The 13,029-nt window shown below is 64.0% G+C and carries 16 protein-coding genes and 1 pseudogene; 5 read left to right on the forward strand and 12 right to left on the reverse strand.

Annotation, left to right across the window (positions count from 1 at the left end; translation table 11 throughout):
• The 4 genes and pseudogenes from BLQ77_RS08235 to BLQ77_RS08250 all read right to left on the reverse strand — a co-directional run.
• Positions 1 to 319 (reverse strand): annotated as a pseudogene (locus tag BLQ77_RS08235) (transposase); the annotation flags it as partial.
• 279 nt (positions 320 to 598) lie between these two features.
• The gene (locus BLQ77_RS08240) at positions 599 to 1,495 is read right to left on the reverse strand and encodes a plasmid partitioning protein RepB C-terminal domain-containing protein (protein ID WP_089957782.1); all 897 of its coding nucleotides are present in this window, start codon (positions 1,493 to 1,495) and stop codon (positions 599 to 601) included.
• Complete coding sequence (locus tag BLQ77_RS08245) at positions 1,492 to 2,406, reverse strand: plasmid partitioning protein RepB C-terminal domain-containing protein (protein WP_207545825.1); 915 nt, start codon at positions 2,404 to 2,406, stop codon at positions 1,492 to 1,494. The genes BLQ77_RS08240 and BLQ77_RS08245 overlap by 4 nt, the downstream gene beginning before the upstream one ends.
• Complete coding sequence (locus tag BLQ77_RS08250) at positions 2,403 to 3,974, reverse strand: recombinase family protein (protein WP_089957785.1); 1,572 nt, start codon at positions 3,972 to 3,974, stop codon at positions 2,403 to 2,405. The genes BLQ77_RS08245 and BLQ77_RS08250 overlap by 4 nt, the downstream gene beginning before the upstream one ends.
• Before the next feature lie 119 nt (positions 3,975 to 4,093).
• Between BLQ77_RS08250 and BLQ77_RS08255 the strand changes: the two genes are divergently transcribed.
• The 3 genes from BLQ77_RS08255 to BLQ77_RS08265 all read left to right on the forward strand — a co-directional run bounded on the left by BLQ77_RS08255 (position 4,094) and on the right by BLQ77_RS08265 (position 5,051).
• A complete protein-coding gene (locus tag BLQ77_RS08255; protein ID WP_089957788.1) occupies positions 4,094 to 4,405 on the forward strand; it encodes a hypothetical protein in 312 nt (103 codons plus the stop codon).
• Positions 4,406 to 4,480: 75 nt separating this feature from the next.
• Positions 4,481 to 4,735, forward strand: coding sequence for a ribbon-helix-helix domain-containing protein (locus tag BLQ77_RS08260; RefSeq protein WP_008886885.1), 255 nt, complete (start codon positions 4,481 to 4,483; stop codon positions 4,733 to 4,735).
• Positions 4,736 to 4,739: 4 nt separating this feature from the next.
• Positions 4,740 to 5,051, forward strand: a complete 312-nt coding sequence (locus tag BLQ77_RS08265; RefSeq protein ID WP_089957791.1) for a type II toxin-antitoxin system RelE/ParE family toxin — start codon at positions 4,740 to 4,742, stop codon at positions 5,049 to 5,051.
• A 328-nt stretch (positions 5,052 to 5,379) separates the two neighbouring features.
• Here the strand turns inward: BLQ77_RS08265 and BLQ77_RS08270 are convergent, their stop codons facing one another.
• The 6 genes from BLQ77_RS08270 to BLQ77_RS08295 all read right to left on the reverse strand — a co-directional run bounded on the left by BLQ77_RS08270 (position 5,380) and on the right by BLQ77_RS08295 (position 10,139).
• Positions 5,380 to 6,240 carry a transporter gene (locus tag BLQ77_RS08270; protein WP_242661658.1) on the reverse strand — a complete coding sequence of 287 codons (861 nt, stop codon included), beginning with the start codon at positions 6,238 to 6,240 and terminating at the stop codon, positions 5,380 to 5,382.
• Between the two features lie 49 nt (positions 6,241 to 6,289).
• The gene (locus BLQ77_RS08275) at positions 6,290 to 6,811 is read right to left on the reverse strand and encodes a flavin reductase family protein (protein ID WP_165617051.1); all 522 of its coding nucleotides are present in this window, start codon (positions 6,809 to 6,811) and stop codon (positions 6,290 to 6,292) included.
• Between the two features lie 79 nt (positions 6,812 to 6,890).
• Complete coding sequence (locus BLQ77_RS08280; RefSeq protein ID WP_089957798.1) at positions 6,891 to 8,063, reverse strand: p-hydroxyphenylacetate 3-hydroxylase oxygenase component; 1,173 nt, start codon at positions 8,061 to 8,063, stop codon at positions 6,891 to 6,893.
• Positions 8,064 to 8,086: 23 nt separating this feature from the next.
• Positions 8,087 to 8,761, reverse strand: coding sequence for an alpha/beta fold hydrolase (locus BLQ77_RS08285; RefSeq protein WP_089957800.1), 675 nt, complete (start codon positions 8,759 to 8,761; stop codon positions 8,087 to 8,089).
• Complete coding sequence (locus BLQ77_RS08290) at positions 8,758 to 9,228, reverse strand: nuclear transport factor 2 family protein (RefSeq protein WP_089957803.1); 471 nt, start codon at positions 9,226 to 9,228, stop codon at positions 8,758 to 8,760. The genes BLQ77_RS08285 and BLQ77_RS08290 overlap by 4 nt, the downstream gene beginning before the upstream one ends.
• Positions 9,225 to 10,139, reverse strand: coding sequence for a VOC family protein (locus tag BLQ77_RS08295; RefSeq protein ID WP_089957806.1), 915 nt, complete (start codon positions 10,137 to 10,139; stop codon positions 9,225 to 9,227). Before BLQ77_RS08295 ends, BLQ77_RS08290 begins: the two co-directional genes overlap by 4 nt.
• Positions 10,140 to 10,588: 449 nt before the next feature.
• Here BLQ77_RS08295 and BLQ77_RS08300 point away from each other — a divergent pair, with 449 nt between their 5' ends.
• Positions 10,589 to 11,332: a TetR/AcrR family transcriptional regulator gene (locus BLQ77_RS08300; RefSeq protein WP_089957809.1), complete on the forward strand. Its 744-nt coding sequence runs from the start codon at positions 10,589 to 10,591 to the stop codon at positions 11,330 to 11,332.
• Positions 11,333 to 11,334: 2 nt separating this feature from the next.
• Here BLQ77_RS08300 and BLQ77_RS08305 read toward each other — a convergent pair whose 3' ends face one another.
• Positions 11,335 to 11,619, reverse strand: a complete 285-nt coding sequence (locus tag BLQ77_RS08305; protein ID WP_242661660.1) for a hypothetical protein — start codon at positions 11,617 to 11,619, stop codon at positions 11,335 to 11,337.
• 116 nt (positions 11,620 to 11,735) lie between these two features.
• Here BLQ77_RS08305 and BLQ77_RS08310 point away from each other — a divergent pair, with 116 nt between their 5' ends.
• Positions 11,736 to 12,158 (forward strand): NAD(P)H-dependent oxidoreductase, encoded by a 423-nt coding sequence (locus tag BLQ77_RS08310; RefSeq protein ID WP_242661661.1) that lies wholly within the window; start codon positions 11,736 to 11,738, stop codon positions 12,156 to 12,158.
• On the opposite strand, the gene BLQ77_RS08315 is transcribed toward BLQ77_RS08310, so the two are convergent.
• The gene (locus BLQ77_RS08315; RefSeq protein ID WP_089957812.1) at positions 12,149 to 12,913 is read right to left on the reverse strand and encodes a DNA-binding transcriptional regulator; all 765 of its coding nucleotides are present in this window, start codon (positions 12,911 to 12,913) and stop codon (positions 12,149 to 12,151) included. The two genes, BLQ77_RS08310 and BLQ77_RS08315, sit on opposite strands and share 10 nt — an antisense overlap.
• Positions 12,914 to 13,029: the final 116 nt, after the last annotated feature.

Genomic DNA, 13,029 nt, shown 5'->3' on the forward strand with positions numbered 1-13,029 from the left:
AAGTCGGGCACCGTCCAGTCAAGGCCGACCAGTCGCAGCAGACTTTCGACGAACCCGGTTGTCTGCCGGAGCGCCATGCCGAACAAAACCTTCATCGAAAGGCACGTCTGGATAGCGGCATCGCTGTAGGTCTGCTGTCGGCCACGCCGGCCTGTCGCCGCGCCATCCCAGCTCATCTCAGGGTCGAACCAACCTCTCGTGACATTGCTGCGCAATGCACTGCCGGTCAGTGGATCGTCAGCGAACCCCGGCGCTTGAGCGCTTCGTTATAGGCTGGCCAGTTCCTGGTCCTGTAGGTCGCGGGTATGGGTCTGCTCATGCATCCCGGCTACCACGCTGGATTCACGAGATGAATCACTCACGCGATTTGTGCAACAGAGCCGGTGGGCGTGCCGAAGTTGCCCGGCCTCCGGCACGCCCCGACGAAACGCAGCCACGAGCGCGGCTGCGCGGCCGGCGAAAACTCGAGCCGGCCTGGTGGGCTCCGAACGGGTTCGCCGCCATCCCCACCGCCGCGCTCGATCCGGCCCACAGTCAGACGTCTCCCGCGGTCCCCGCGCTTGTCGGGTCCGGGTCCCCATCAAGTCTGCCGCGCCGGCTATTCCACCTCGGCCGGTACGACCGACTCCAACTCGGCAATGGTCTGAAACTCGGATAGGAATTCAGGGCACGTCTGCATCAGATACCGCACCACGCGCGCGTTCCCGAGGAGCTTGCCGACGTAGCCACGAAGAACGGTCAGTTTGAGGTGGTCCTGGCCGTAGGTGTCCTGGATCTGTGTGATCCCTTCCTGAAGTCGGGCAAGCTCCTTTTCCATCCGAGCGACCGCCTGCGGTGTTACGCCGTTGATGCGTTTGGGCTTGTTCGCCTCGAGCAGCTGTGCCTGCGGTGTTCCGGCGAGGATCGCCGAGATGTAGGCGACTGAGTAGTTGTTGGCGTTCACCATGAGCTCGGCGGCTTCGATCTGCCGCAAGGGGATCATCTTGCGCAGCGTGGTGAACACGGCCGTGGTGCAGGCCTTGTCCTTCATGATCGCCACGGCTTCCGGGCAAATGCCGTCGAGCAGCTTGACCTTGCGCTGGATGCTGCGCGGGTTGAGGTCCAGCGCGGCCGCGATCTTTTCCTCGGAGACACCGCGCTCGATCGCTTTCAGGATCATCCGGTGCTCCTGAATGGGCGCGATGCGGCTGATGCGCTTGTTGTAGGTGAAGGCCTCGTCGTCGGTCGACACGAGGCATTCGACCTGTTCCTGACCCAGATCCTTCAGGACTTCGATCCGGACATGTCCGTCGAGCAGCAGCCAGCTGCCGCTGGAATCCCCGTTTCGCGCAACCACCGGCGGCTCGACCAAACCGATCTCGCGGATCGACGCTGTGATCTGGGTGTACTTCCGGCTGGACTGGATGGACTTTCTCAGCACCCTGACCGGCAGAATGTCCGCGACCGGGATCGTGACGCAATCGCTCTCGAAGCCGAGCTGAACCTTCTTGGTCATGGCGCTGTCCCCTCGGCGAGGGCGTCCTGCAGGTAGCTGGGCATGGTCTCCAGGCCTTCCGCACGCAGCAGCGTCACGAAATGATCGTCCTCGAGGAGGGTTCGGAATGCCTGGCAGATGAACAGGAGCCGCCCCTGCGTCAGTTCCGCTTTCTTGATCAGAAGCTTCTGGCGGTCCGCTTCCTTCTGGTAAGCGCGCACCAACGCCTCGCTCGTCAGCGGTCGCCGGTTTCGGCTGTCGCGCCCGTACGCTTTCGGGTGCATCTTTTTCCCGCGTGCCTCACGCTGTTCAATCAAGCGCCGGGCCGCCGCGAGCTTCTTCCCTCGCAACTTCTTCTGCGTGTAGGCGTCCATCAGCGCACGCTGCGCGCCCTCGGCATCGGTTTTCGATATGTCGATAGCGAGGTTGAGCGGCAGCAGACCGGTCTCGACAGCCGTCACCAGCCGCTCTTCGCCGCGCTCCAAGAGGCCAGCAATCATTCCGACATAATCCGGCGAGACGCCGATCTTGTCGCCGATCTGTCGTTCAGAGTAGCCACGTTCGCGGAGCGTGCCGATTTCGCGCATCAGATCGATCGGGCGATGCTGACGGCGAGCGCAGTTCTCGACGAGGCTCATCACAAGGCAGTCGGACTCATCCGCGTCGATGACAATGGCCGGGATGGCTTTCTGCTTCAGCTGAATGAAGGCCTCTAGCCGCCCCTGGCCGCAGACGAGATCATACTCCTGCGGGTCGGTGTGGGTGCGTCGGGTGACGGTGATCGGGCGCTTCAAACCGATCTTGGCGATGTTTTCCACCATGTCCGCAAACGTCCTGGGGTTTCGGACCCGCGGATTAAGAACGCGAATGCGGTCGGTCGGGACCAAGCTGACTTCCGTGGCGTGATGCTCTTCCGGGCTCTTTGCCATCATGCCGCCTCCGTCACCTTCGCCCGCCCGGCGAGGGTGTAGAAATCGTCAAGTGTTTCGGTTCGATAGGCGTCGAGCCAAAGGCCGTTCCGCTCGGCCATCTTCAGACGCGCGTCGGTCATGTCGGTGCTGGGCAGCAGGTAGAAGTCGCGCGGCGCGTCGTTGGTCTCGTTCATCCGCACAGCAATGGTGATGTCCGGAACGAGGCCGGTGTCGAGCCGAATATGCCAGCGCAAGGAGCCCGCTGCCGTCGCCTGGCAGCGGGCCAGAACGACCGACACCGTGAACTCGTCATTCACGCGCAGCAGCTGCGTGTCGGCGGCCTGCACCACGTAACCACCTTGGGCGGTAACGCCCTCGATGATTTCCTCAACGACCTGAGGATGGGCCGCGCGCAGCGCCTTGTTGATCTCGATGTAGCGGTAGTCCCGCTCCGGCTCATAGCCGATGAGACGGTACGCGCGCAGCAGGCTGCCAAACCGGCACCGGTAAGCGCTGGACGAGGGCAGATCGTTCTCCTCGTCGATGATCAGCCCGGACAGCTGGCCCTGTCGTTTCAGGATCGCCCGCAGGGCATCCAGCAACTCCTCGTCCGAGAAATGGCGGCTGCGCGCATCCACGATCTCCCGGGCGCGCAGGAACAGCGCCTTGTCGACGACGGCCTGATAGGCGCCCTCGGCGCGGATCCACATATCCCGCGGGTTCACGACACGGCGCTGCTTCAGCTTGAAAGACACCTTGTTGAAGACGTTGTTCCCGATGTATTTTTCGTTGGTCAGCACCTGATGGACAGTCGCCCGGGCCCATGGCCGGTCGAGATCCGTGCGATGTCCTTCGGCGTTCAGGACCTCCGCGATCTCGCTCTCCGGGCGCCCTTCATTGACAAACATCTCGTACATGCGCCGGACAACCCGCTGTTCCTTTTCGGGACCGGGGACCAGGATCACGCGGTCGGTCTGCAGGCTCTTGTGCTCACCGCGCTTGAGTTCGGCCTTCACCTCGCCACGCTCGTTCAGCAGCGCTCTGCGCAACCCGAAACCGGCCGGGCCGCCTTGTCGGTAGCCGAGTTCGATCAGACGGCATTGCCCCGCAAAAACCTTGACCGAGAGCTCCCGACTGTACTCACCAGCCATGGCCCGCTTGACGCTTTTCACGATGGTGGAGGTCGGCGATCCGTCATTCTCGAACTGCTCGGCGCAATAGTCGACCTGCATCCCGGCCTTGCGACAGCGATACTCGTAGTAGGCCGACTCGTCGGCGTCCTGAAATCGCCCCCAGCGGGTGACGTCGTAAACCAGGATCACGCGGTACTCGGCCGCGCCCGACTCGACGTCGGAGATCATCTGCTGCAATGCCCTTCGGCCACCGATGATCAGACCGCTTTTCGCATCGTCCGAGTAAGTCTTGATGATCTCGATGCCGCGCCGTTCGGCGTATTCGCCGATGGTCTTTGACTGATTCTGTGTCGAGTACTGCTGATGCTCGGTGGACATCCTGACGTATTGCGCCGCCAGGATGCGCTCAGGCGCTTCGGCCGGCTCTCCGGATATCGGTGTTCTTGTCCGAGCCACGTCCGCCTCCCGAAAACTCCACGCGCGCTGCCCAAGGCGGATGGCTTCCTAACGCTCGCCCATGCCCAAGCTCCGACTGCCGCTTTTCATGTCTCCCCAGACATTTAGCGGAGAAACATATGAAGTTGCGGGTGAAGATGGGCACAGTTGTGCCGAAGATGGGCACATTTGTGCACCCAGAGGACGTTCCGGCCGATTACCGCGCCGCCGTGGCGATGGCATTGCATGCGGAGCTCGGATCGACCCACCGGGCGATCAAGTCCGCCATGAGGTGGACGGGGGCCAGCGAGCGGACGGTGAAATACTGGTTCGCGGGCGAGCGCGGGCCGAGAGGGGAGCACCTGGTGTCGCTCGCGCGACATTCGGATGCCGTGCTGGTCTTGCTGCTAACCATGGCGGATCGTCTGGTTCTGGAAGACGGCGACGGATAGGCGGCGCGGCGGGCGGGCCCTTGTTTCGTGTTCGTTATTGGTTATCTTGAACACGCACGATCTAGGGAGAGCGCCATGTCTCGGACCACCACCATGACCGTTCGCGTCAGCGGCGCGCTCAGCGAGTTCGTCGCGACCAATGTCGGCGAGCACGGCGCCTACGAGAACGTCAGCGAGTACATCCGAGATCTGATCCGTCGCGACAAGGAGCGCGTCGAGCGTGAGGCGTTCGATCGGCTGAAGGCTGAGCTTAACCGCGCCTTCGCCGCGCCAGAGGAGAGCTACAAGCCGCTGACCGCCGCCGAGGTGATCGCCCGGAACCGGACCTGATCGCATGGCGATCCGAGTCCAGGAAGCGGCGTCCGTGGGTCTAGACGGGATCTACCGATACACGCGCGACACCTGGGGCGAAGCGCAGGCCGAGACCTACATCACCGGTTTGTTTGCCGCGTTCGAGCAGATCGAAACGCGCGGTGTCCATTCGCGGGCTGTGCCGGCCGAATTCGGAGTGGAGGGGTATTTCTTCCGGTACGAGCGACATTTCGTGTATTGGAGGCACCTATCGAACGGCGATATCGGTCTTGTCACGATCCTCCACGAGCGGATGCATCAGATTGATCGTTTCAAGGAGGACTTCGTCGGATAAAGTTCGGCGGACAGTGTCGTGCAGACCATTCTCCAAGGCCTTGAGCCGGCAACGGCAGACAGAATGCTCTTAGTTTGTATCCGTTTTGATCGTGCTTTGTTTTTCAAGCAACGTAAGCAAGCGTCGGCACGGGTACTGAGCGGGTTTGGTGAATTCCTTTTAAGATTCTGTTCTTGAAGAATAATCTTCCGAGAGCAACGTTGCTTTCGATGTCAGGCCCAACCGTCGAACACCTCCCGCGTCATACCGCGACCGCCGCATTGCAGCGATTTTTAGAGGCGGCCTTTGGTTTGGGTCGGCCCGGATTGCCTCCGGGCCGTGGATGGCTTCAGAACACCTTCACAAGGCGCAGCTGGAAGAGGTTATCGTATTCAAAGCCGCCTTCGACGTTGATGTCCTTGGCGTACAGGCCCTGAATCTGGGTGGTCTGGTCGATCCAGTGGCTGCCATAAAGGCGCAGCTGATCGCGGTGGGTCTTGAGGCCGGTTTCGACGCCGTTCACCTTCTGCTCGCCGCCGCGCTGGCCATTGTATCCAAACGTCACCGAGGTGGGGCCCCATTGCTTGCGCAGCATGGTCTGAAGCTGCCACGACGGGGCGCGTTCGTAATCAACGCCGTCCTCGGTGTGGTCCATGCTGAACGCCACGTCGAGCGCGGCGTCCAGGTAAAACCCGTGGCCCAGCCCCTGGATCAGGCCGACCTGCGGCGTGATCGACCAAGTGCCTTCGCCGATGCCGATAGTGCTCGGATCGTAGTTTCCCGTGGGCGCGGTGGCAAACAGCGACAGGCCCAGCGTGGTGCCGGTCTCGGGGTTATCCGGTTGCACCGGCCAGAGCGTGAGCCCAACGGTGGTGTCGCCGATGCCGCTGGTGGTGTCCTGCGGCAGGGTGCCGATGTCGACGTCCCCGATGTTGGAGAACGGCATCACAAGGTGCCAGACCGCCGGAAGGCCACCGTATTCGGTGTAATACAGCCCGCGCAGGATCGCGACATCGGCCTCGAATGTCGATCCGGGCACGTCGTCGCCATCGATATCGAGCCGGTCCGAGCTCAGATGCTGATAATAGATCATGCCCACGGCCGTGCCGCTGGGTACGATGGTGTAATCCGCCGGTCCCACGTCGATGGCTTGCGCCGGCGCGGCGGCCATGGTCAGCGCGACCGCGGTGGCGCCAAGGGTGTAGGTCATCTTCATAGGGTCTCCTCCCTGAGTTTTCGAAGACGGTGAAAGCGGGGGCCTATTCGGCGGCCACCTGCGGGTGTGGCTGCGCCAGCGAGTATTGGCCCCGGTGGTAGAGCAGCGGCGCGCTGTTCGAAGTCTCGAACCCGGTGACACGCCCGATCAGGATCCAGTGGTCGCCGCCGTCGAGGATGTTCTCGCGGGCGCATTGGATCTTGGCGCAGGTCTCGGGCAGCAGCAGGCATCCGCCGTGTCCTTCGGTGACGGCGATCCCGGCGAACTTGTCGTCGCTGCGGCGGGCGAAATGGTTCGACAGCTCGATCTGGTCATGGGCGAGGATGTTCACCGCGAAATGGCTGGCGGCCTCGAAGACGGGGTAGCTCGACGAGGTCTTGTGCAGGCTCCACAGGATCAGTGGCGGCGTCAGTGACAGCGAGTTGAAACTGTTGGCTGTGACGCCGACGCGCTGGCCATCCGCCTGCGCGGTGATCACGGTGACACCGGTGGCAAAGCACCCGAGCGCTACGCGAAAGGCACGCGGATCGAACCCGCTCTCGGCGGGGAAGTTCATGCTGGCCATGGGGGACCTCCAGAGGGGATAGGAAAATCTGAAAGGGAGGACTGGCCCGCCCCGGTGGGCGAAGCGGGCCGTAGATGGATCAGAAGAGCGAGGGATCGGGCTCCAGACCCATCAGCGCGCGTCCGAGGATCTGCGCGCAGATGTCATAGTCGGTATAGGCATGCGCCGCGGTCATGTGGCTGTTGCGGAACAGGCGCTGCGCCTCTGCATCATCGAACCATGCCGACCCGCCTGACGCTTCGAACAGACGGTCTACCGCCGCCACGAACATCTTGACCGCATAGGCCTGATTTGTCCGCCAGAAGGCCATCTGCGTCGGCGTCGGGTATTCGTGGCGTTCGGCATGGTCGCGCATCTCGGCCCAAGTCTTCTCAAGGAAGGCCCGGCCCGCGGCCACCTGGTGGGTGCTTTCGGCAAGTCGCATGCAGGCCGGGATCGACTGGCCGACCTTCGCACCGGTGTAGGCGCGCACGCGGCCTTGCGTGCGTTCGGTGTAAAGCTCGATCATGCGCTCCGCGATGCCGAGACTGACCGCCGAGAAGCAGCTGGCAAAGACGTAGATAAACGGCACGTGGTAGATCTGGCTGCCGGGATAGAGCGCGGCGCCCGCCGAGGTCAGCGTCATCAAGGCGGGCACGCTTTCGATGCGGTGCTCTGGCACGAATGCATCCTTGACCACCAGCGTCTTGGATCCGGTGCCGCGCATACCCGCGGTGAACCAGTTGTCCTTGATTTCATAATCGGCGCGCGGAACGATGGCAAAGCTGTAGACCTTGCCTGCCTCCGCATCGTCGCGCAGGAACCCGAGGATTGCCCAGGTCGCGTGATCGCAGCCCGAGGACCAGCCGAATTCACCGGAGAACCGCACGCCTCCCTCGACTTCGACCGCCTGTCCGTAGGGCGCGATGGAGGAGGAGGATAGAGTGTCCGGGTCATCGCCCCAGATTTCATCCTGCAACGTCTTGGAATAGAGAGCGATCTGGTGCGCGTGCTCCGCCAGCAGCGAAATCGCCCAAGCGGTCGACCCGCACGCAGTGGCGATCAGCGCGATGCAGTTCTCGAAGTCGGGCACCGGCATTTCCAGACCGCCGTAGGCTTTGGGCTGGAAGGCGCGGTGCAGGCCGGTACCTTTGAGCAGCTCGATGTTCTCCGCCGGGACCATGCGGTCCGTTTCGGCCTTCGCCGCGTTGGCCTTGATCTGCGGCAGGATCGCGCGAAGGCGGTCGATCATCGGTGTCGTGTCGTCGAACATGGGTGTTCTCCTCCCTATGTGGTTCAGTCAGTCAGGAATGCGATGGCCGCGTCACGAAAACCGGCGTCAGCGGTCAGGCCGACGTGGCCGGGGCCATCGATCAGCTGGTGCGTGGCGCCCGGCAGAGCCGAGACGAGCCGCGCGTCAGGCTGGGCCACGGCATCTGCGCGGCTGTTGAAGATCAGGATCGGCGCCGTTGCGGCGGCGAGCCGTGACTCGGTCAGGACCGGATTGCCGGGTCGTTCCAGCACGGCGGCCAGACAGGCCGGGTCCGATCCGCTTTTGGCCGCGTAGGCCAGCAGCGCAGCCACCTGCGGCGGGTGATCTCCGCCCGCGCCTCGCAGCGCGGCAACGATGGCGGGGCCGGCGACCTCTGGTGCAAAGAGGTTGTCGCCGATCCCGCCCAGCACCAGCCGCCCGTTGCCGCCGGGGGCGCGCGCCTCAAGCTCCAGCAGCAGCTTGGTGCCCAGCGAAAAGCCGATGGCCCCGTGCAGCCCCTGGGGCAGTTTTGCGGCCAGATCGCTGGCAAGGTCGGCGTAATCGGCGGGATCATGCGATCCGCCCGTTGGTCCGTGGCCCGCGATATCGACGCCGACCGGCTCGAATCCGGCGTCCCGCAGCGCAGCGTCCCAGCCGTCGGCCTGCCATGTGGCGGTGTAGGAGCCGCCCCAGCCGTGGACAAGTGCGACCCGCCTCATGCCCGGACTCCCTTGGCAGCCTGCGCGGCTTCCTTCAGGTCCGGCGTGTCGGCCCCGGCAAAGACCAGCGCCCCCCGCACTTCGCGAAACCGCCAGCCGTCCGGCGTCTTGACGCAGTCAAAGGTGAAGTCCGCCAGCGAGGACGGCGCCTCCAAAGACAAGGGGCGCGCTCCCGTGCCGGAAAACACCGTGACCGTTGCCGCGAGCCGTATGCCCTCGGCGGGCAGTACCCGAAGGTTGGAGCAGAGGTGCCGGGTGCCGCGCTGCCGCTCGGTCGACAGGGCGCGACGGGCAGCGAAGTAGCGGGACAGCTCTGCCGTTCCCTCGGCGCGAAAGCTCTCGATCTCCAGCGCGCCGTCGGGGGTGAACAGTTCCGCGCCGGGCATGTCGTCCGCCTCGTCCACCACCGCCCAGAAGCGCAGGACAAGATCCTGCGCCGCCAGGAAGCTTTCAGCCGACAGGCTCACGATCCCACCGTCATGAAGGTCTCGGCCATCTCGTAGCCCCAGCCGTTCATGACGTCCGTCATCTGCTCCGGTGCGATGTCCACGTCGAGCGGCGGCGTGTCATCGGCGAATTGCTCCATGCCCGACGAGAACTCGTTGCGGTTGCCGAAGGGATCGAAGACGTAGGCGTAGTTGTTGGTGCCAAAGCCGGTGGATTTGCCCAGACCCGCATTGTGCCGCCCCGGCCCGAATTCCCAGCGATGACCGGTGTCCATCAGCCGGTCCGACAGGCGGAAGTAGTGGTTGCCGTCCTCCACCGCAAAAGCCACGTGATGAAGCCGGTCCGAAGGCCGCACTGCCCGCATGTAGGCGATGTCATGGTCGTAGGCCGAGCCGCGCAGCCAGATGCCGGCCAGTTTCCCGCCAACGGAAATGTTCAGGGACGACTTGAAGCCGATCATCATCAGGAAGTCGCGCATCACCGTCGGATCGACTTCGCCCAGCAGGTTGATGTGGTCCATGTCGGTCGGGACATGCGACCCCTTGGAGTCGAAGTCCGAGATGCCTGCGCGGCGCTCGGCCCCGCCAGTGCAGAGCCGCAGCTCGTGGCCCGAGGGGAGGTGGAATTTCAGTGTCGCGCCCTCGCCCGGCCGGCTGTCGCCGTTCAGACGCTCGGCGGCCACGCCTTCCTTCTTCAGAATGCTCTCGACCCGGTCGAGATCCTCCTGGTCGTCGACGCCAAAGGTAAAATTCTCCAGCGATTGCGTACCCTTGACCAGCGTGATGTCGGCGGCCTTGCCACGGCAGGCAAGGTGGACGGTGTCGGCGTCGCGCGACAGCACGGTCAGGCCCAGCACGTCCTCGTACCAGGCAAGCGCCTTTCCGAGATCGCCGACCCTGACGGCGGCGTGGTCGATACGGTTGATCCCCATGATGTGATCCTTCTCTCTCAGTCAAAAAGTGTTCGGGACGGCCGCCGTTTCGGGGCCGCATGACGGCAGGCGCAGAGCGCGTGCCGGAGACCATGCAGACAGGAGCGACCGTGTCCGGATGGACCCGTCTCGCGCGCTGTGGTGTTGGTCATGGAAATGTCGGGTGATGGCGCATCATCGCGCCTCCGGATGGCTTCAGCCCGGTCGTTGTCGTCTGAACATGTCGTCGTCCTCCCTGCGGGCTCTCCCGGGCCCTCGTATCCCGCAGCCCTCCAGCTGCGATGTCCAAAGCCTACGACAGATCGTAATTTAGACAAATAGTCATTTTACAAATTCCGCAGAGTGGAATTGGTGCGAAGGTGCGGCTTCGGGGTGGCCCCGGCGCTGTGGCTGCGGCATACCTCGGACGTTGCCAGTCGCAGTTCATTGTCAGAGGCACTGTTTCGCTCATGTCAAACAACACCGAGAACGCCGACGAAGCCATTGTCCGCATGGGCTACCGCACCGCGCGGAACGGTCGCCGTGCAGAGATCGGTGCCGCGCGTCGGGCCAAGTCGCGCAACACGATCCTCACTGCAGCCTTCGACTGCTATGGGCGCGCGGACGGCCGGATTGTTCGTATCGAAGATATCTGCAAGGCGGCAGGTGTGGCGCGGGGCACTTTCTACAACCACTTCGACGATCTCGAAGCGCTCCGCTATCAGCTGCTTGAAGAAATGACCGGGGAGTTCGACCGCGCCGTGCATCACATGTTCGGCGCACTGGAGAACGCCGCCGAACAGTGCGCCGTCGCCATCCGCTACTATCTGCACGCGGCGGAAAAGAACCCCGCCTGGGGCTGGGCGATGATCCACTCCAGCGCGCCGGGGCACACCTTCGGCGAGATGGTCTGGCACAATTCTCTGGTCACGATCCGTCGCGGTGTGGAGGAAGGACTGTTCCACATTGCCACGGCAGAAATCGGGCGCGACATCCTCATGGGCTCGGTTGCGGCGGCCATGGTGTCGATCACCAGCGGCACGACCCCCGGTGACTACCCCGAGCAGATTTCCGAACACGTTCTGATGGCCTTCGGCATGTCCAGGGCCGCGGCGCGCGAGCTGTCACGCCGCCCCCTGCCCACCCTGCCGCCGATCGCGCATGACACCATCGTCATCGCTTCGATGCCCGCGCTGGGGGACATCGCGGATTAGGGTCACTCGATCTCGGTCTGAGCCAACGGGAAATCGGCGGCGTTCAGCACCCATCCGTCCGGTGTCGAGAAATCCATGCGCGGCGGCGAGAAGATGTCGCCGGGTGGGACGACGAACAGGTGATTTCCCGGATGGTCGGTGACCTCGCCCTCTGCTGTCTCGATGTCGAAACGGACATCGGCGTCGGTCGAGAACGCCATGTACTCGTCCATCTGCCCTCTGCGGGCAAAGGTGGCGGTGCCCTTCAGGCGGACGAGCCGCACCACGAGATTGGTGCAGCGCATCATCCACGCCTGCCAGCCGTCCCCCGGTCTGCTGCGGCGGCTCCTGGCTGAAGTTGCCCACCTCCGGGCCGCAGAACGGGCCGGAAAAGCGGCGCTCCTTCGACATGGAGGTCAGTGCCTTGCGCGGATCGCTGTCATCGAACATGGGGCCCTGCCCGCCGCTGCTGTCGGTCTGGCAGACCGAGATCATGAAGCGCGGCTGGGCCTACGGTCCCGGCGGGCGGGCGCTGCGGCTCAAAACGTTGGGAATCGCGTTCTCGACAGGATCAAACGGCGGCGACTACCAGCCAGACGGCCGATATGGGCGGACGCTCGACGAGGTCACCGTGCCTTTCGAACTGATGGCAGTCCACACCGGCATGCACTATCTGCCGCCCTTCACCCTGACCGGCGCGCGCGAATGCGATGACGCGGCGATTGCGGTCTCCGGGCAGGCTTATCTCCACCATCTCCGCCACGTCGAGCCGCGCCTCATCGCGTCTGGCAAGGATGACGACCGTGCGCGCACCATTTACCCCGAGGACGAGGCCGCTCACACGTAGGGCTCGCCCTTATCGCAGGCCTCCGCGGCAGCGCGCAATTCGGTCTTCAGCGCAGCCACATCGACATTGGCATGCGCAAAATAGGTGATCCCCAGCGTGCCGACCAGCTTGGCCCCCAGCCGAAGCGGTACGGCGATGGAATGTGTCTCGGGCTGAATGTTGCCGGTGCGCTCGCCAAAGCCGCTGGCCCGGGTGAGCGCCACGACCGCCTCCGCGCGCTGCGCGATGGCCTCCGCCTCCGCCGGGCTTGCCGCCGATTGCTGGAGCAGCGCCACGAGATGCGTCCGTTCCTCCGGTGGGCAGAACCCCAGATAGGCGCGTCCATGGGCATAATCCAGCAACGTCATCCGGCGGTTGATCGTCGACTGGTAGTGCGACAGCGGGCTCATGGGGATGGTGCTGAAGCGGATCACCTGCGCATCCACGTCCAGCGTCGCCAGCGCCGCCGGCCAGAGCGTGCGGCGGGTCAGCGCTTCCGCCGCCTCACGCGCCACATCGAAGATCTGGGGCAATCCGTGATGCCCCGCCCCGAGCGCCGCGACCTTCTCGGTCACGCAATAGCCGGCCTGTCGCCCGATCTTGCGCACGTAGCCCGCGCTCATGAGCGTCTCCAACAGGCGTACGACCGTCGGCGCAGGCAGACCCGTCTCCTGCGCGAGGTGCTGCACGCGCACCACCGGGACACGGTTCATCAGTTCGAGTATCTGCAAGGTGCGCTCGACCGAGCGGACCGTCTTTTGCTGCGCAAAATCCATGACGGTAGCCGTACAGGAACGTCACCGGGGCAGGAAGCGTCTTGCCAGGAAATAGACTGCGAAGCGCGACGCGGCCCGCAAATCAGGCGCATGGTCATGACGGTCGAAGAAGGGGC

It is taken from the genome of Salipiger thiooxidans (genome assembly GCF_900102075.1).
GTDB lineage: Bacteria > Pseudomonadota > Alphaproteobacteria > Rhodobacterales > Rhodobacteraceae > Salipiger > Salipiger thiooxidans.

Coding starts and splice junctions, on each gene's coding strand:
- BLQ77_RS08300 (WP_089957809.1), top strand. CDS start 10,589: ATGTCAAACAACACCGAGAACGCCGACGAAGCCATTGTCCGCATGGGC.
- BLQ77_RS08315 (WP_089957812.1), bottom strand. CDS start 12,913: ATGGATTTTGCGCAGCAAAAGACGGTCCGCTCGGTCGAGCGCACCTTG.
- BLQ77_RS08280 (WP_089957798.1), bottom strand. CDS start 8,063: ATGTTCGACGACACGACACCGATGATCGACCGCCTTCGCGCGATCCTG.
- BLQ77_RS08265 (WP_089957791.1), top strand. CDS start 4,740: ATGGCGATCCGAGTCCAGGAAGCGGCGTCCGTGGGTCTAGACGGGATC.
- BLQ77_RS08285 (WP_089957800.1), bottom strand. CDS start 8,761: ATGAGGCGGGTCGCACTTGTCCACGGCTGGGGCGGCTCCTACACCGCC.
- BLQ77_RS08240 (WP_089957782.1), bottom strand. CDS start 1,495: ATGACCAAGAAGGTTCAGCTCGGCTTCGAGAGCGATTGCGTCACGATC.
- BLQ77_RS08275 (WP_165617051.1), bottom strand. CDS start 6,811: ATGGCCAGCATGAACTTCCCCGCCGAGAGCGGGTTCGATCCGCGTGCC.
- BLQ77_RS08255 (WP_089957788.1), top strand. CDS start 4,094: ATGAAGTTGCGGGTGAAGATGGGCACAGTTGTGCCGAAGATGGGCACA.
- BLQ77_RS08270 (WP_242661658.1), bottom strand. CDS start 6,240: ATGACCTACACCCTTGGCGCCACCGCGGTCGCGCTGACCATGGCCGCC.
- BLQ77_RS08305 (WP_242661660.1), bottom strand. CDS start 11,619: ATGATGCGCTGCACCAATCTCGTGGTGCGGCTCGTCCGCCTGAAGGGC.
- BLQ77_RS08245 (WP_207545825.1), bottom strand. CDS start 2,406: ATGATGGCAAAGAGCCCGGAAGAGCATCACGCCACGGAAGTCAGCTTG.
- BLQ77_RS08260 (WP_008886885.1), top strand. CDS start 4,481: ATGTCTCGGACCACCACCATGACCGTTCGCGTCAGCGGCGCGCTCAGC.
- BLQ77_RS08295 (WP_089957806.1), bottom strand. CDS start 10,139: ATGGGGATCAACCGTATCGACCACGCCGCCGTCAGGGTCGGCGATCTC.